This window comes from Xanthomonas sp. WHRI 10207 (assembly GCF_040202975.1).
Lineage (GTDB): Bacteria > Pseudomonadota > Gammaproteobacteria > Xanthomonadales > Xanthomonadaceae > Xanthomonas.
Genome location: NZ_JBEGDX010000001.1, coordinates 102,625 through 119,339, shown reverse-complemented (window position 1 = coordinate 119,339; position 16,715 = coordinate 102,625). Strand labels below are relative to the sequence as shown.

Below are 16,715 nucleotides of genomic sequence, written 5' to 3'. Positions count from 1 at the left end.
TTTAGATGCCGTGAATGGGGAATCGGGAATGGGGAATCGGATTGCTCCGTTCGCCAGCCCAACACCCGCATGTCGGCGAATGTTGTTGTTTGAATGCCGGGAAATGGGGAATGGGGAATCGCAACAGCGAATCACCTCCACGCCAACCACTGTTTCCTCGGTGTCACCACAAAAAAACTACGCCCTGCCCGCTCTCACCGCTCTCCACTCAAACCTGCAGCAACCGCTTTGCCTTTGCTTCAACCAATTCTCGAATCCCGATTCCCGATTCTTCAGAATTCGCCGCGATACCAGTTCTTCAATTTCTTGAACAAGCTTCCCGCGCGCCCGGTCGGGATCGACGGGCGGCGCGGGTGTTCGATCTGGCTGCCCATCAGCAACAGGCCCACGCCGGAGGCGTGCACCGGGTTGCCGACAACTTCGCCCAGGCCGGTCACGTGCTGCGGAATGCCCACGCGCACCGGCATCTGCAACATTTCTTCGGCCAGTTCGACCACGCCTTCCATCTTCGACGCGCCACCGGTGAGCACCATGCCGGCGCGCACCATTTCTTCGAAGCCGGAGCGGCGCAGTTCGGCCTGCACCATTTCAAAAATTTCTTCGTAACGGCCCTGCACGGCCTGCGCGAGTGCATGACGCGGCATACGGCGCGGCGGGCGGTCACCAACTGACGGCACCTGGATGCTTTCTTCGGCGGTGGCCAGCTGCGCCAGGGCGCAGGCGTAGCGCACCTTGATCTGCTCGGCTTCCGGCGTAGGCGTACGCAGCATGTGCGCGATGTCGTTGGTGACGTGGTCACCAGCGATCGGCAACGACGCGGTGTGGCAGATCGCGCCCTGCACGTACACCGCCAGATCGGTGGTGCCGGCGCCGATATCCACCAGTACCACGCCCAGCTCGCGCTCGTCGGCGGTCAGCACGGCAACCGACGAGGCCAGCGAGGACAGCACCAGATCGTCCACCTGCAGGCCGCATTTCTGCACGCACTTGGTGATGTTGGCGGCGGCCGACTGCGCGCAGACAACCAGATGCGCATGCACCTCCAGGCGCACGCCGGTCATGCCGACCGGGTTGCGGATACCTTCCTGCGAATCATCCAGCACGTATTCGCGCGGGATCGCATGCAGGATGCGTTGGTCGGCAGGAATGGCCACGGCCTTAGCGGCGTCGAGCACGCGTTCCAGGTCGCTCCAGGTCACTTCGCCGTCGCGGATCGGCACGATGCCGGGCGAGTTCTTGCACTGCACGTGGTTGCCGGAGATCGATGCGTACACCGAGCGGATTTCGCAGCCGGCCATCAGTTCGGCTTCTTCAACCGCGCGCTGGATCGACTGCACGGTGGATTCAATATCCACCACCACGCCGCGCTTGAGGCCGCGCGACTCATGCGAACCGATACCGATCACTTCGATCGGATTGCCGGGCGAGTACTCGCCGACCAGCGCGACGACCTTGGAGGTGCCGATGTCCAGTCCAACGATGAGGGATTTGTCGCCTTTGCGATTCATGTATGCAGACTGCGTTGAAGAGTGAATGACGGAAGCGCAGAGGCCAGACGATCGATCAGGCGATGCGGAAAGCGCGCGGCGATGGGATGTACCTCAGCCGGCGGCGCGCCGGGTGTCGCCGGCGCAGTGGTCTTGGATTTTTTGGCGTCGTGCGGGGTCTCGCCCGGCGCGCGTTCGACCGTAAAGCCATTGGTGTAACGCAGGTCGGCGCGCGCGATCGGGCGCTGCGGGTCGGCCAGCTGCGGCAGCACGCGGGCGAACCGCTGCAGGCGCGCACGCGCATCGTCGCGGCCGATCACGATCTGCAGCCCATTACTCAGACCCAGCGACCAGCTGCCGCGTGCGTCCATCTCCAGACGCTCCACGTCCAGCCCGGTCGGCGCGAACAAGGCGCGCGACTCGTTGTACAGCGCCACCACATCCTGGGTCTTGCTGTCCGGTCCGCCGAGTTGCGGCAACTTGAAATCTTTCAACAACGGTGGGGTGCGGAACAACCGGCCCTGTTCGGACAGCATGCGGTCGGTACCCCAGCGCGCGAACGGCTTGTGTTCGGTCACATGCACTTCCAGCACGTCCGGCCAACGCTTGCGTACCTGCGCGCTTTCCACCCACGGCAAGCGCGCGATGGCGTCTTGCGCCTGTTGCAGCTTCACCGCAAAAAAGCCCGAGCGCGCATACGGCAATACCACCGCGCGCAATTCTTCGGCCGGCACCCGCTTGAAATCGCCGGACACTCGCAACTTCGCCAACGGCCAGCGCTCGGCACCCACCCATCCATTGAGCACGGCCACCACCGGCAACGCGACCAGCGCCACCGCGATCAACCAGGCCAGGATGCGCAGGGTGGCGTTCATGGGCACGCTCCGCGTGTGGGAATGGGGAATTGGGAATAGGGAATCGCAACGGCGACAACGCGGCCGCTGTTACCGATTCCCGATTTCCGATTCCCCATTCCCGGCGTCATAGCGTCTGCTCCAGCACGCGCCAGACCAGTTCTTCGAAATCGATGCCGAGCTGACGCGCAGCCTTGGGGACCAGCGAATGGCTGGTCATGCCCGGAGCGGTGTTCACTTCGAGCAGATATAGCTGGCCGCTGCTGCGATCGCGCATGACATCGACGCGGCCCCAGCCGCGTGCGCCAGCGGCGCGGAACGCGTCCAGTGCCAGCTGACCGATCTGCGCTTCGGCATCGCCGTCCAGACCCGGGCACAGGTACTGGGTGTCGTCGGCCACGTACTTGGCGTTGTAGTCGTACCACTGGCCCTTGGGCACGATGCGGATCGACGGCAGCGCGGTCTCGCCGAGCACGGCCACTGTGAGTTCGTCGCCTTCGATCAGTTGCTCCATCAACAGCGCGCCGTCGTAGCGCGCAGCCAGCAGCACCGCTTCTTCGAGCTGGGCCTGATCGAACACGCGGCTGATGCCGACGCTGGAGCCTTCGTTGGCCGGCTTGACGATCACCGGCAAGCCGATCTGTCGTGCAGCGGCGTGGATCTGGTCTGCGCTGGCGCCGGCGGCCAGACGCGCGTAACGCGGCGTCGGCAAATCCAGCGACAACCACACCTGCTTGGTGCGGATCTTGTCCATACTCAACGCCGAGCCGAGCACGTTGGAGCCGGTGTACGGAATGCCGAAGGCTTCCATCAAGCCTTGCACAATGCCGTCTTCGCCGCCGCCGTTGTGGCCATGCAATACGTTGAACACGCGGTCGAAGCGCTGCGCGACCAGTGCTTGCGCCAGTGCGGGAATGCCGTCGACCGGCTGCGCATCGACACCGCGCGCGCGCAGCGCGTCCAGCACGTTGCTGCCGGAATTCAACGACACTTCGCGCTCGGACGAGGTACCGCCGAGTAGCACGGCGACGCGGCCGAACGCGGCGGGGTCGCTGGTTCGCGATGGTGCGGGACCGGGGACCGGGGACCCGGGACCCGTAACAGCAGAAGACGCGGGCTGCACGATCTGCTCTTCACCGGTCCCGGTTCCCGGGTCCCGGGTCCCGATAGAGGACGCGCTCATGCCTGCTCTCCAACAAAACCGTGATTGATGATGTGCTGCGCCACATAACCGATGTCGCCGGCACCCATCATCAACAGCAGATCGCCGTCCTGCAGCACGTCCGGCAACACTTCGGCCAGGCCGGCAATCTGACCAACCACGACCGGCTCGCTACGGCCGCGCGCACGGATGGCACGCGCCAGGGCACGCGAGTCGGCACCGGGAATCGGCGCTTCGCCGGCCGGATAGACTTCGCTCAACACCAAGGCATCGACGGTGCTAAGCACGGCGGCGAATGCGTCGAACTGATCGCGGGTACGGCTGTAACGATGTGGCTGGAATGCGACGACCAGGCGCTTGTCCGGCCAGCCACCGCGGGCGGCGGCGAACACCGCTTCCAGCTCGCGCGGGTGGTGGCCGTAATCGTCGACCACCCGCACGCGCGCACCGGTGCTGGTGGTGACTTCGCCCAGATCGTTGAAACGCCGGCCGATGCCCGCAAAATTTTCCAGCGCACGCGCAATGGTCTGCGGCTCCACGCCCAGCTGCCAACCGATCGCGGCAGCGGCCAGTGCATTGAGCACGTTGTGACGGCCCGGCAAGGCCAGCGTCACCGGCGTGGTGGTGCCTTCGGGCAGACGCAGAGTGAAGCGCATGCGCGGGCCGTCCTGCACCACATCTTCGGCGCGCACGTCGGCGTTTTCGCTCATGCCGTAGCTCATCACGTGGCGCGGCGTTTTGCCGGCCAGTGCGGCCACTTCCGGGTCGTCGATGCACAGCAGGGCCAGGCCGTAGAACGGCAGGCGCTGCAGGAATTCTGCGAATGCCGCCTGGATGCGCGAGAAATCGTTGCCGTAGTTTTCCAGGTGATCCGAGTCGATGTTGGTGATCACCGCCATCAACGGATTCAGACGCAGGAAGCTGCCATCGCTTTCATCAGCTTCGGCCACCAGCCACTGGCCGCCACCGAGCTTGGCATTGGCGCCGGCTGCCAGCAGTTGCCCGCCGATGACGAAGGTCGGGTCCAGGCCACCTTCGCTCAGCACGGCCGCGGCCAGGCTGGTGGTGGTGGTCTTGCCGTGCGTACCGGCGACTGCGATACCGCGACGGAAGCGCATCAATTCAGCCAGCATCGCCGCGCGCGGCATGATCGGAATGCGCTGGCTGCGCGCTTCCATCAGCTCGGGGTTGTCTTCGCGGATCGCGCTGGACACCACCACGCAATCGGTACCGAGCACGTTGGCGGCCGAGTGGCCGCGCATCACGCGCGCACCGAGCTTGGCCAGGCGGCGGGTGGCCGCATTGTCGGCGTTGTCCGAGCCGGAGACTTCATAGCCCAGCGTCAGCATGACCTCGGCAATGCCGCTCATGCCGGTGCCGCCGATGCCGACGAAGTGCACGCGCGGAAATGCGCGGACCAGATCGCCACTGTCCTGCAGACGGCGGATCACTGGGCACCTCCTGAGGAAATGCGAATCGGGAATCGGGAATCGGGAATCGTGTGAAGCGAAGCACCAACGGCGACGGACGCCTGGTCGGTGCGCTTGTCTGCGTGCATTGAGGTGTATTCCTGCGGTTGATCTGAGCTCTTCCTATCCCCCAATCCCGACTCACCACTCCCGGCCTCTTGCAGAATGATGTCGGCAATGCGCTCGGCGGCGTCCGGTTTGGCCAGGGTGCGGGCGGCTTGCGCCATCGACAGGCGGCGCGCGGGGTCGGTGAGCAGGGTCTGCAAGACCTGCTGCAGGCGCACGGGCAAGGTGTCGTCCTGCTTGAGCAGCACGGCGGCGTCGGCGCCGACCAGGTATTCGGCATTGCGGGTCTGGTGATCGTCGACGGCGGCGGCAAAGGGCACCAGCACGCTGCCGACACCGGCGGCGCACAGCTCGGCCAGGGTAGAGGCGCCGGCTCGGCACACCACCAGATCGGCCCAGGCGTAGGCGGCGGCCATGTCGGCAATGAACGGTTCAACGCTCGCCTGTACCGCAGCCTGCGCATAGGAAGCCTCGGCTTCGGCGCGCAGCTTTTCGCCACACTGATGGCGCACTTCGACATCCGGATGCCCGAGCGCGGCCAGTGCCGACGGCACGGCTTGATTCAATGCGCGTGCGCCCTGGCTGCCGCCGAGCACCAACACGCGTACCGGACCACCCCGCCCGACCAGGCGCGTGGACGGGGCAGGAAGCGCGGCGATTTCCGCGCGCACCGGATTACCCACCGCTTCTTCGCCAGCAAAGCTGCCGGGGAAACCGGTCAGTACGCGGCGCGCAAAACGCGACAACACCTTATTGGTCATGCCAGGCGCGCGATTTTGTTCGTGCACGAGCAATGGCACGCCGAGCAGACGGGCAGCCAGGCCACCGGGGCCAGCCGCAAAGCCGCCGAAGCTGACCACCGCGCGTGGCTGTCGCTTGCGCAACACGAAGCCGGCAGCGCGTACTGCACGCATCACCCGCACCGGTGCGCCAAGCAACTTGATCACGCCCTTGCCGCGCAGGCCACTGATGGCCAGCGTGTCGATCTGGATATCGTGCTGCGGCACCAGCCGCGTTTCCATTGCGCCGTCGGCGCCCAGCCAGGTCACTGGCACGCCACGCGCACGCAGCACCTTGGCCACTGCCAGACCCGGGAAAATATGCCCGCCGGTGCCGCCAGCCAAAATCATGACAGGTCGACCGCCCGCAGATGGTTGTGCGGGCTGTTGCGAGGGATTCGCATAAACACTCATGCAATCCTCCCAAAGGTCGGTTCCACACGCGGCTGCATGCGGCTGGTGCCACGCAGGATGGCCGATGCCGGCGCCACCGAGGGTGCTGCAGCTGACGCCGCTGCAACGGGTGCAGGCGCTGCAGCGGCCTCGCGCTGCGGCTTGCGTCCCGCTGCATAGGCAGGCGGCACCGACTCGACCACCGGCTCGGCCGACTCGGCCGATGGCGCACCCGTACCCTGCGGCGACAACTTGCTGCGCAGGCGCTCGGCGCGATCCATTTCATAGGACACGCGCAGCAGCAGGCCCATCGCCACGCAGGTCATCAGCACGGACGAACCGCCGGAGGAAATCAACGGCAGGGTCAGGCCCTTGGTTGGCAAAATGCCTAGATTCACACCTACCGACACGAAGCTCTGCAGGCTGATCCACAGACCAATACCGAAGGCGATATAGCCGGAGAAATGGCGCTTCATCTCCACGCAGCGCATGCCCAGCCAGAACGCGCGGCCGACCAGCAGTGCGTACAGCGAGATCACACCGCAGACGCCGACAAAACCCAGCTCTTCGGCAATCACCGAAAAGATGAAGTCGGTATGCGCTTCGGGCAGATAGTTGAGCTTCTGCACCGAGGCACCCAGACCTGCGCCGGTCCATTGGCCGCGGCCGACCGCCATCAACGCGTTCGACAACTGATAGCCGGAGCCCAGCTGATCGGCCCACGGATCCAGGAACGAGGTGATGCGACGCAGGCGGTACGGCTCCAGAATCGCGATGAAGGCGAACACCGGCAAGCCGAACACGATGGGCATCGACATGCGCGGCAGGTTCACCCCGCCCAGCACCAGCATGCCGGCGGTGATCGCCAGCAGCAGCGTGGACGAGCCGAAGTCCGGCTGCATCAGCAACAGCCCCACCAATGCGATCGCCACGCCTAGCGGCTTGAGCATCGCGGGCCAGGTCGCGTTGACCTCATCGCGAAAGCGCACCAGGTAGCTGGACAGCCACACGATGTAGAGCACCTTGACCGCTTCCACGGTCTGGAATTTCGACACGCCCAGGTTGATCCAGCGCTTGGCGCCGTTGACGCTGCTGCCCAGGCCGGGCACGAACACCACCATCAACAGACCGAAGCAGGCCAGCAGCAATACCTGGTTGTATTGCTCGATGGTCTTGAGCTCGGTGCGCATCGCCCAGAACGCCAGGCCCACGCCGATGCCCAGAAACAGCAGATGGCGGGTCAGGTAGTAAAACGGGTTGTCGGACAGCTCGATCGAACTGGACGCCACCATCACCACGCCCAGCGACGCGAGCGTGGCCGCCGCGCCGAGCAGCCACGGGTCATAACGGCCGCCGATGGCGTCCAGTCGTGTGGCCTGGCGGGACATGTCGTTCATCAGCGCACCTTCAACGTGGCAAGGCCGATCAGCACCAGCACCACCGAAATAATCCAGAAGCGCACGATCACGCGCGGCTCCGGCCAGCCCTTGAGTTCGAAGTGGTGGTGGATCGGCGCCATGCGGAACACGCGCTTGCCGGTGAGCTTGAAGCTGGCGACCTGGATCATCACCGACAGCGTTTCGATGACGAACACGCCGCCCATGATCACCAGCACCATTTCCTGGCGCACGATCACCGCGATGGTGCCAAGCACCGCACCCAGCGACAGCGCGCCGATGTCGCCCATGAACACCATGGCCGGGTAGGTGTTGAACCACAGAAAGCCCAGACCTGCCCCGGCAATCGCCGAACAGATGATGATCAGCTCGCCGGCGCCCGGAATCAGCGGGATTTTCAGGTATTCGGCAAACACCACGTTACCCGAGGCATACGCAAATACGCCCAGCGCGCAGGCCACTAGCACGGTCGGCATGATCGCCAACCCATCCAGACCGTCGGTGAGGTTCACCGCGTTGGAGAAACCGACGATCCAGAAATAAGCGATTACCACGAAGCTCACGCCGGCCAGCGGCAGCGCGATCGACTTGAACATCGGAATGTAGAAGGTGATCGCCGCCGGTACGTCGGCGGTGTAGAACAGGAACAGGCCGGCGGCCAGGCCGAAGATCGACTGCAGCAGATACTTCCAACGCGACTTCAGGCCGTTGGGATCGCGACGCACGATCTTGATCCAGTCGTCGTACCAGCCGATCGCACCGAAGCAGAGCATCACCGCCAGCACCAACCACACATAACGGTTGCGCAAGTCGCCCCACAGCAGCACCGACAAGGTGACGGTGAGCAGGATCAGCGAGCCGCCCATGGTCGGCGTGCCGGCCTTGGAGAAATGCGTTTGCGGGCCGTCCTGACGGATCGGCTGGCCGCCCTTGAACTGGGCCAGCTTGCGGATCACTGCAGGGCCCATCCACAACGACAGGAACAACGACGTCAACGCCGCCAGAATGCCGCGGAAGGTCAGATAGTTGAACAGCCCGAACAGGCTCTCCAGTTGCTGTAGCCAACGCGCCAGCTCAAGCAGCATGTGAGGCATCCTCCGACGGTGCGAGCAGCGCGGCGACGATGCGGTCCATGGCGCTGCCGCGGGAGCCTTTTACCAGCAGCGTGGGCGGAAGTTGCGCGGTGGTGGCGACAGCCTGCGCCGCCGCACCAGTGTGTTCGTGCATCAAAGAAGATTCCTGCGTTTGAGTCTGCGAACCGGCGACCTGCGCCAGATCCGCCTGCAATGCCGTCGCCAAGGCGGCATGTGTGACAAACACGCGGCCGCCCTCGCCGAACGCCTGCGCGGCAGCGGCACTGAGCTCGCCCAACGCGTACAGACGCTGCAACTTGGCCGCGCGTGCGCGACGTCCGGCAGCGGCATGCAGTGCCGCGGCGTCGGCGCCGAGTTCGCGCATGTCGCCCAGCACCAGCCAGCCATCGCCCGGCGCGGCAGCCAGTGCATCGATGGCCGCATCCAGCGAGCCAGGGTTGGCGTTGTAACTGTCGTCGATCAACACCGCGCCACCGGGCAAGCGATGGGCGATCTGCCGGCCAGCCACCGGGCGCGCCTGCGCCAGGCCAGCGGCGATGATCGGCAGCGCGATCCCGGCGCCGATCGCCAAGCCGGTCGCAGCCAATGCGTTGAGCACGTTGTGGCGGCCCGGCAATGGCAGCGCAATCTGCGCCTCGCCCTGCGGGGTTACCAACGTGAACTGCGCGCCGTCGGCCTGCAGTCGCAGTTGACGTGCGGTGATATCGGCGCTGGCCTGCAGGCCATAACGCAACACGCGACGGCCTTGCACCGGCTGTGCGTGCAGTTGCTGCTCGAACCAGGCGCCGAAAGCATCGTCGGCATTGATCACCGCCACGCCATCGGACGGCAGCGCGGCATAGATCGCGCCCTTGGTCTGTGCAACGCCGAGCAGGCTGCCCAGGCGCTCCAGGTGCGCCGGCGCGATGTTGTTGACCAGCGCAACATGCGGCCGCGCGATGTCGGTGAGGTAGGCGATATCGCCCGGCTTGCCGGCACCCATTTCATAGATGGCAACATCTGCATCGTCGGGCGCGGCGATCACTGCCAGCGGCAAGCCGATTTCGTTATTGCGATTGCCCGGCGTGGCATAGACGGTGGTGCCATCGACACGCCCTGCTTCGGTCAGGATCGACAGCAGCAGCGCCTTGACGCTGGTCTTGCCGTTGGACCCGGTCAGCGCGATCACGCGGGTGGCGCGATCGCGCTGCATGCCGGCAGCAATCCGCGCCAGCGCCAGCTCGGTGTTTTGCACCAGCACCTGCGGCACGCTCAGCGTGGGCAACAAACGATCCACCAGCAAACCGCTGGCGCCCTGCGCGAGCGCATCGGCAGCGAAGTCGTGCCCATCGAACCGCTCGCCGCGCAGCGCCACATACAGGCTGCCGTTGGACAGCGTGCGCGTGTCGTTGCCGACCGCATCGATCATGGCATCGTCGCCGTGCAGCTCGCCGCCGGCCCAATGCGCAATCAACGACAGCGGAGTGAGCTTCATGCGCGCACTCCCAGCACGGTGCGCGGCAGCAAGGCCTGCGCCGCCACCACTGCATCGTCGAAGGCATGCTGCACGCCAGCCACTTCCTGGTACGGCTCGTGGCCCTTGCCGGCGATCAGCACGATGTCCGACGCGCTGGCCATGCTGATGGCCTGATGGATCGCAGCGGCGCGGTCGCGCTGCACGATGGCTGCATCCGGGCGCGCAAAGCCGCGCACGATATCGGCAACGATGACATCGCCGTCTTCGCCGCGCGGGTTGTCGTCGGTGACGATCGCCACATCGGCATTGAGTTCGGCAATGGCGGCCATTTGCGGGCGCTTGCCGGTGTCGCGTTCGCCGCCACAACCGAACACGCAGATCAGCCGGTCCTGCGCATGCGAGCGCAGGCTGGCCAGTGCCTGTTCCAGCGCGTCGGGCGTGTGTGCGTAGTCGACCACTACCAGCGGTGCGCCATGCGCGCCACCGAGGCGATTCATGCGGCCGTGGATCGGCTGCAGCTGGCCCAGCACCTGGGCGATCTGCGCCGGCGCATGGTCCAGCGCGTGCAAGGCACCGGCGACCGCCAGCAGGTTGTCCACGTTGAAGCGACCCAGCAATGGCGAATGCACGGCGTGGACGCTGGCATCGATCCGCAGCGCGAAGCTGATGCCGTTGTGATCCAGCTGCAGTGCGTCGGCGCGCACCGTGGCGCCAGCCTGCCCGCGCGAACTCACGCCGATCGCGCGCAGCGCAGGATCGAGCGAGGCGAACAGCGTGCGGCCGAACGCGTCGTCCAGATTCACCACCGCAGCCTGCAAGCCGGCGCGCGTGAACAGCTTGGCCTTGGCCGCGCCGTATTGCGCCATATCGCCGTGATAATCGAGATGATCGCGGGTGAGATTGGTGAACACCGCCACGTCGAAATGCACCGCATCCACGCGACCCTGATCGAGCGCGTGCGAGCTCACCTCCATCGCTGCGGCCTGCGCGCCTTCATCGCGCAGCTGTGCCAGCAACGCATGCGTGGGCAGCACCAACGGCGTGGTGAAACCGGTCGGGACGGCGCTGCCATACAGGCCGACGCCCAGCGTACCGAGCGTGCCAGTGGGCGTGCCGAGCAAGGTCAGCGCCTGCGCAAGCAGCTGCACGGTGGAGGTCTTGCCGTTGGTGCCGGTGACGCCCACCATCCGCAGCGTGCGCGACGGATGGCCATGAAACTGATCGGCCATGCTGCCAAGCCGCGCACGCAAGCCGGGCACGGCGATCGCATCGGCAGGCGCCGGCAGATCGGCAGGCGCGGGCGGCTCGAACAACACCGCCACCGCACCATTGGCGCGCGCCTGTTCAACAAAGCCCAGCCCATGCGCGCCGAAGCCGGCGATCGCCACGAACGCATCGCCTGCGCGCACTGCACGGCTATCCATCACCAGGCCTGACACCTGCACATCGCGCGCAAGCGTCAGGTCCGGCAGCAGCTGCGACAGCGGCATGGCGCGACTCACTGACGGCTCTCCTGCAACGGCGCAGGCTGCGCAGGCGCAGGCGCAGGCGGCGGTGCGATCGCGGTCGGAATGCCGGCCGACACTTCATCAACCGGGTCGGGCACCAGCGCCGGATCCAGATCGGCCGGTTGCGGCTTGACGATCGGTTGACCGGTCTTGCCGGCGGCCTGCGCGGCCAGCCACGACTGGATATCGTCCGGCGGCACGTCCATCAACCGCAGCGCACCTTCCATTACCTTATGGAACACCGGTGCCGACACCAGGCCGCCGTAATACACCTTGCCCTGCGGATCGTTGATCACGATGACGGTGGCAAACCGCGGGCGCGTGGCCGGTACCAGACCGGCAAACAGCGCGTTGTAATGCCCGCGCTCGTAACCATTGGCGCCGTTCTTGCGCGCGGTACCGGTCTTGCCGGCCACATGATAGCCAAGGATCGCCGCGCCCTTGGCGCCGCCCTGAGTCACCACCGTCTCCATCATGTCGATGACCTGTCGCGCCACCTCGGGGGTGATCACCTGACGGGTCTCGTTGTGCTGGCCACGCACGAAGGTCGGCGGCGTCAGCTTGCCGCCATTGCCCAGCGTGGCGTACGCCTGCGCAATCTGCAGCGGCGTGACCGACAGGCCGTAGCCGTACGACATCGTGGTCTTGGACGGGCCGCTCCAGCGCGCCGGCTGCAGCACCACGCCGGCCGATTCGCCCGGAAAACCGCTATGCGGCGCGCTGCCGTAACCGAAGTTGCGGATCGACTGATAGAACGTCTGGTCCGGCACCTTGGCCGCGATCTTGGCCGCACCGATATTGGAGCTGCGGGTGATCACGCCGGTGACGTTGAGCACGCCGTTGTTGCGCGGCACATCGCGAATGGTGAAGCGCCCCACCGACATATAGCCGGGGTTGGTATCGATGACGGTGTCCTTGGTCACCACACCGGCGGTCAGCGCGGTGGCCACGGTCAGCGGCTTCATCGTCGAGCCCGGCTCGACCAGATCGGTAACGGCGCGATTGCGTCGTGCCGACGGATTGATGCCGGTCACCGAGTTGGGGTTGTAGGTCGGCAGGTTGACCATCGCCAACACTTCGCCGGTGGCCACATCCATCACCACCATCGACCCGCCAGCGGCATTGTTTTCGACCAACGCGTTACGAAGCTCCTTGTAGGCCAGGAACTGGATGCGGCGGTCGATACTCAGCGTCAGATCCTTGCCCGGCTGCGCCGGACGCACCAGATCCACGCTCTCCACGATGGCGCCGCGCGCATCGCGCACCACCTTCTTGGAGCCGGGCTTGCCGCGCAGCCATTCGTCGAAGGCCAGCTCCAGCCCTTCCTGGCCGCGGTCGTCGATATTGGTGAAGCCCAGCACGTGGGCCATCGCTTCGCCTTGCGGATAGAAGCGACGGAACTCGCGCTGCGAAAACACGCCTGGGATCTTCAACTCGACGATCGCATGCGCCTTGTCCGGGTTGATCCGGCGCTGCAGGTACATGAATTCCTTGCCGGCTTTTTGCGCCAGCTTGGCGTTCAACTCGTCCAGCGGCTGGCCGAGCGCCTTGGCCAACTCGGGAATGCGGTCGGGGTTGCGCAGCAGTTCCTGCGGATTGACCCAGATCGATTCCACCGGCGTGGACACGGCCAACGGCTCGCCATTGCGGTCGGTGATCATCCCGCGCGAGGTGGCGATCGGCAGCTCACGCAGATAGCGCGCTTCGCCCTGGCGCTGATAGAAATCGCGATTGACCAGCTGCACGAATGCAGCGCGCCCGATCAACGTCACCGAACACAGGCCCAACGCGATACCGACCAGGGTCAGCCGGCCGCGCAGGTTGAAGTTGCTACGGGGGCGGTTGCGGCCGGCTTTCATGGCGCACCTCCGTGTGCGCCACCCTGCGGGCGGCTGCGCCGTGCAAAACGGCTGTCCTGCCGTTTTGTCATGGGCGCACCTGCTTGTGCGCCACACTGCGGGCGGCTTCGCCGTGCAAAACGGCTGTCCTGCCGTTTTGTCATGGGCGCACCTGCTTGTGCGCCACTCTGCGGGCGGCTGCGACGTTCAAAAAGGCTGTCGTGCCGTTTTGTCATGGGCGAAGCTGCTTGTGCGCCACCCTGCGGGCGACTGCGACGTTCAAAAAGGCTGTTGTGCGACTTCGTCATGGGCGCACCACCACGATGTCGTTGGTCTCCGGGAACTTCATCCCGATGCGCGCACGCGCGACCTGATCGACACGGTTGCTTTCCGCCCAGGTGGCCTGCTCCAGCTGCAGCCGGCCGAATTCGATGTTCAATTCATCGCGCGCGTGTTCGAGCTTGGACAACTGCACGAACAGCTTGCGGTGCATGTGGCGCATGTACACCACCCCGATCGCCGAGGCGATGCTGCAGGCCAGCAGCACGATCAGCAGCAGGCGGCTCATTGGGCGTCTCCGTCCGGAGCCGCCGGGAATCGGGAATCGGGATTTGGGAATCGGGGAGCAGTAGCGCTGTCGCCGTTACCCATTCCCCATTCCCCATTCCCCATTCCCAGCTTCTCGGCCACCCGCAGTACTGCGCTGCGCGCACGCGGGTTGACGCTCAACTCGTCGAAGTCAGCCTTGACTGCGCCTGTCACCAGCTGCAGCGTCGGCACGAACGGCTGCGCTTCGGGTAGGCGGCGGTTGCTCGGCGGGGCCTTGGCGTAGCGGGCCATGAACTGCTTGACGATGCGGTCTTCCAGCGAGTGGAAGCTGATCACCGCCAACCGGCCGCCCGGCTTGAGCGCGCCCAGCGCGGCGTCCAGCCCGGCTTCCAGATCGGCCAGCTCGCGGTTGATGTGGATGCGGATGGCCTGAAAGCTGCGCGTGGCCGGATGTGTCTTACTGTCGCCGCGCGGCATCACCGAGGCGATCAGGTCGGCCAGCTGCGCGGTACGCAGCAGCGGCTGTTCGGCGCGGCGAGCCACGATGGCGCGTGCGATACGGCGGCTCTGGCGTTCTTCGCCATAGGTCCACAACACATCGGCGATCTCGCGGTCGCTGGCATGCGCCAGCCACTCGGCCGCGCTCTGTCCGGCGTCCGGATCCATGCGCATGTCCAGCGGGCCGTCCTTGCCGAAACTGAAACCGCGGCCGGCCACGTCCAGCTGCGGCGAGGACACGCCCAGGTCCAGCAGGATGCCGTCGACGGTCGCAGCGGCGACCACCTGACCGAGTCCGGCGAAGCTGCCGCGATGGATGGACACGCGCGCATCGCCGCCGAACGTCTGTTCGGCCACTGCGATCGCTTCAGGGTCCTTGTCCATCACCAGCAGTCGACCTCCCGGGCCAAGGTGTTCCAGCACGCCGCGTGCGTGTCCGCCACGCCCGAACGTGCCATCGAGATAGGTTCCGCCTTCGGTCACCTGCAGGCCATCCAGAACCTGCGTGTACAGCACCGGCACATGGGCCGCCGGCGGCTGCGACACCGGGTGACCGGGCTGCGCTTCACCGCGCATCCGGGCACCCCGGCTCACAACCTGAGATCGAGCAATTCATCGCCCAGATCCCCGTCAGACAATGTCTGCTGGATCAGTGCGCGATGTGCCTGCTCGCTCCAGAGTTCGAATTTGTCGCCCATGCCAAGCAGCACGGCTTTCTTCTCGATGCCGACCGCATTGCGGTGGCTGGCCGGAATGCTCAGACGGCCATTGGCGTCCAGCTCCAGCACGGCGGAGGAACCCACCAGTTTTTGCTGCAGCGTGCGGACCACGCGCTGGGTATTGGGCTTGGACATCACATCGTCGCGCACCCGCTCCCACTCCTTCTCCGCATACAGCCACAGGCAACCGGCTTCGAACGGGTTGTAGGTGAGCACTAGGCGGTTGCCGCTCACACGCGTGACCAGGTCGCGATACGCGGTAGGTACCGCCATGCGCCCCTTGTCGTCCACCGTGATGGCAGTCTCGCCCTGAAACACCGAATGCAACCTCGAATACCCGCTGGGGGATCATTGAACCACGAAAAACCACAAAACACCTGGTTTTCCCTCCGATGCCCACCTTAGCAGTGCGCCAAAGGTTGTCAACAGTTTTCAAGATCGCAAATCGCCAGTCGCATCAATGAGTTGCAGCACTCTTTAGAGACTTGTTCAAAGCTTATCCACAAGTTGCTGTTTCGTCTCAGATTTTGAGATTGAACAAAAATTCAGGGGCGTGAAGGCTGTGTAAACACGACCCGCGTCTCACTTCACGCTGCGCCAGCTGCACCGCATGGCTGCGCAAACGCGCCACACTTGGCGGCATGTGCTTAGTCGCTCTTGCCTGGAAAACCCACCCGCGTTGGCGCCTGCTGCTGGCAGGCAACCGCGATGAATTCCACGAACGCCCCACCGCACCGCTTACGCGCTGGGCAGCGCCTGCCGACAACGTGCTGGCCGGGCGCGACCTGCGCTCTGGCGGAAGCTGGGTCGGACTGGGCAGCGACGGCCGAGTCGCCGTGGTGACCAACGTGCGCGACCCGATGGCCACCACGTCCGGGCGCTCGCGCGGTCATCTGATTGCCGACTATCTATCCGGCAGTTCCGACGCTACTGCCTATGCCCGGGAACTGGCCGCGGACGGACACGCGTTCCCACCGTTCAACCTGCTGCTGTGCGACGCCGAGCGCTGCGAACACCTCAGCAATCACCCACCGCTGGCACGCGCGCTGGCTCCCGGCATCCATGGGATGTCCAACGGCCCGCTGGACGCGCCCTGGCCCAAGACCGCTGCGCTAACTGCGGTCTTGCATGACTGGTGCGCCACAGGCAGCGAGGACCTGCAGCCGCTGTGGACCGCCCTGGGTAACGCCGTCATCGCTTCCGACGATGCCCTGCCTCACACCGGCGTCGATCTACCCACCGAACGCCTGCTCTCGGCCGCCTTCATCGCCGGCCAGAGCTACGGCACCCGCGCCAGCACCATCGTGGCGGTGGATCATGCAGGCAGTGGCTTCATCCACGAACGCCGCTTCGGCCCCGGTGGAACATTCCAGGGCGAAACACGTCTGGACATCTTCGGTACGCATTGACACTGCGCAATCATGCGCATAGCGTGCGCATGAACGA

The 16,715-nt window shown here is 65.5% G+C and carries 14 protein-coding genes; 1 reads left to right on the top strand and 13 read right to left on the bottom strand.

The features are described from left to right. Window positions 1-272: 272 nt before the first annotated feature. The 13 genes from ftsA to mraZ all read right to left on the bottom strand — a co-directional run bounded on the left by ftsA (window position 273) and on the right by mraZ (window position 15,587). Window positions 273-1,508, bottom strand: coding sequence for a cell division protein FtsA (gene ftsA / locus ABQU90_RS00475; RefSeq protein ID WP_003485272.1), 1,236 nt, complete (start codon window positions 1,506-1,508; stop codon window positions 273-275). Next, the gene (locus ABQU90_RS00470) at window positions 1,505-2,362 is read right to left on the bottom strand and encodes a cell division protein FtsQ/DivIB (protein ID WP_115553036.1); all 858 of its coding nucleotides are present in this window, start codon (window positions 2,360-2,362) and stop codon (window positions 1,505-1,507) included. Before ABQU90_RS00470 ends, ftsA begins: the two co-directional genes overlap by 4 nt. 106 nt (window positions 2,363-2,468) lie before the next feature. Continuing rightward, window positions 2,469-3,464: a D-alanine--D-alanine ligase gene (locus ABQU90_RS00465; protein WP_323521820.1), complete on the bottom strand. Its 996-nt coding sequence runs from the start codon at window positions 3,462-3,464 to the stop codon at window positions 2,469-2,471. Between the two features lie 56 nt (window positions 3,465-3,520). After that, a complete protein-coding gene (murC, locus tag ABQU90_RS00460) occupies window positions 3,521-4,954 on the bottom strand; it encodes a UDP-N-acetylmuramate--L-alanine ligase (protein WP_055850935.1) in 1,434 nt (477 codons plus the stop codon). Further along, on the bottom strand, window positions 4,951-6,231 hold the full coding sequence (murG, locus tag ABQU90_RS00455; protein ID WP_055850932.1) for an undecaprenyldiphospho-muramoylpentapeptide beta-N-acetylglucosaminyltransferase: 1,281 nt from the start codon (window positions 6,229-6,231) through the stop codon (window positions 4,951-4,953). Before murG ends, murC begins: the two co-directional genes overlap by 4 nt. Continuing rightward, window positions 6,228-7,607 (bottom strand): putative lipid II flippase FtsW, encoded by a 1,380-nt coding sequence (gene ftsW / locus ABQU90_RS00450; protein ID WP_055850929.1) that lies wholly within the window; start codon window positions 7,605-7,607, stop codon window positions 6,228-6,230. Before ftsW ends, murG begins: the two co-directional genes overlap by 4 nt. After that, window positions 7,607-8,692 carry a phospho-N-acetylmuramoyl-pentapeptide-transferase gene (gene mraY, locus ABQU90_RS00445; protein ID WP_055850927.1) on the bottom strand — a complete coding sequence of 362 codons (1,086 nt, stop codon included), beginning with the start codon at window positions 8,690-8,692 and terminating at the stop codon, window positions 7,607-7,609. The genes ftsW and mraY overlap by 1 nt, the downstream gene beginning before the upstream one ends. After that, window positions 8,682-10,175 carry a UDP-N-acetylmuramoyl-tripeptide--D-alanyl-D-alanine ligase gene (locus ABQU90_RS00440; RefSeq protein WP_323521657.1) on the bottom strand — a complete coding sequence of 498 codons (1,494 nt, stop codon included), beginning with the start codon at window positions 10,173-10,175 and terminating at the stop codon, window positions 8,682-8,684. The genes mraY and ABQU90_RS00440 overlap by 11 nt, the downstream gene beginning before the upstream one ends. Continuing rightward, window positions 10,172-11,647 carry a UDP-N-acetylmuramoyl-L-alanyl-D-glutamate--2,6-diaminopimelate ligase gene (locus ABQU90_RS00435; protein WP_323517832.1) on the bottom strand — a complete coding sequence of 492 codons (1,476 nt, stop codon included), beginning with the start codon at window positions 11,645-11,647 and terminating at the stop codon, window positions 10,172-10,174. The genes ABQU90_RS00440 and ABQU90_RS00435 overlap by 4 nt, the downstream gene beginning before the upstream one ends. Window positions 11,648-11,655: 8 nt before the next feature. Continuing rightward, on the bottom strand, window positions 11,656-13,524 hold the full coding sequence (locus tag ABQU90_RS00430; protein WP_323521656.1) for a peptidoglycan D,D-transpeptidase FtsI family protein: 1,869 nt from the start codon (window positions 13,522-13,524) through the stop codon (window positions 11,656-11,658). 283 nt (window positions 13,525-13,807) lie between these two features. Further along, a complete protein-coding gene (gene ftsL / locus ABQU90_RS00425; RefSeq protein ID WP_055850917.1) occupies window positions 13,808-14,071 on the bottom strand; it encodes a cell division protein FtsL in 264 nt (87 codons plus the stop codon). Next, window positions 14,068-15,126 carry a 16S rRNA (cytosine(1402)-N(4))-methyltransferase RsmH gene (gene rsmH, locus ABQU90_RS00420; RefSeq protein WP_055850914.1) on the bottom strand — a complete coding sequence of 353 codons (1,059 nt, stop codon included), beginning with the start codon at window positions 15,124-15,126 and terminating at the stop codon, window positions 14,068-14,070. The genes ftsL and rsmH overlap by 4 nt, the downstream gene beginning before the upstream one ends. Before the next feature lie 14 nt (window positions 15,127-15,140). Continuing rightward, on the bottom strand, window positions 15,141-15,587 hold the full coding sequence (gene mraZ, locus ABQU90_RS00415; RefSeq protein ID WP_033006748.1) for a division/cell wall cluster transcriptional repressor MraZ: 447 nt from the start codon (window positions 15,585-15,587) through the stop codon (window positions 15,141-15,143). Window positions 15,588-15,910: 323 nt separating this feature from the next. On the opposite strand from mraZ, the gene ABQU90_RS00410 reads away from it, so the two are divergent. After that, the gene (locus tag ABQU90_RS00410) at window positions 15,911-16,678 is read left to right on the top strand and encodes an NRDE family protein (RefSeq protein ID WP_323521655.1); all 768 of its coding nucleotides are present in this window, start codon (window positions 15,911-15,913) and stop codon (window positions 16,676-16,678) included. Window positions 16,679-16,715: the final 37 nt, after the last annotated feature.

Bases quoted from the DNA above. Each gene is read 5' to 3' on its own strand.
- ftsA (WP_003485272.1), bottom strand. From the start codon at position 1,508: ATGAATCGCAAAGGCGACAAATCCCTCATCGTTGGACTGGACATCGGC.
- ABQU90_RS00470 (WP_115553036.1), bottom strand. From the start codon at position 2,362: ATGAACGCCACCCTGCGCATCCTGGCCTGGTTGATCGCGGTGGCGCTG.
- murG (WP_055850932.1), bottom strand. From the start codon at position 6,231: ATGAGTGTTTATGCGAATCCCTCGCAACAGCCCGCACAACCATCTGCG.
- ftsW (WP_055850929.1), bottom strand. From the start codon at position 7,607: ATGAACGACATGTCCCGCCAGGCCACACGACTGGACGCCATCGGCGGC.
- mraY (WP_055850927.1), bottom strand. From the start codon at position 8,692: ATGCTGCTTGAGCTGGCGCGTTGGCTACAGCAACTGGAGAGCCTGTTC.
- ABQU90_RS00440 (WP_323521657.1), bottom strand. From the start codon at position 10,175: ATGAAGCTCACTCCGCTGTCGTTGATTGCGCATTGGGCCGGCGGCGAG.
- ABQU90_RS00435 (WP_323517832.1), bottom strand. From the start codon at position 11,647: ATGCCGCTGTCGCAGCTGCTGCCGGACCTGACGCTTGCGCGCGATGTG.
- ABQU90_RS00430 (WP_323521656.1), bottom strand. From the start codon at position 13,524: ATGAAAGCCGGCCGCAACCGCCCCCGTAGCAACTTCAACCTGCGCGGC.
- ftsL (WP_055850917.1), bottom strand. From the start codon at position 14,071: ATGAGCCGCCTGCTGCTGATCGTGCTGCTGGCCTGCAGCATCGCCTCG.
- rsmH (WP_055850914.1), bottom strand. From the start codon at position 15,126: ATGCGCGGTGAAGCGCAGCCCGGTCACCCGGTGTCGCAGCCGCCGGCG.
- ABQU90_RS00410 (WP_323521655.1), top strand. From the start codon at position 15,911: ATGTGCTTAGTCGCTCTTGCCTGGAAAACCCACCCGCGTTGGCGCCTG.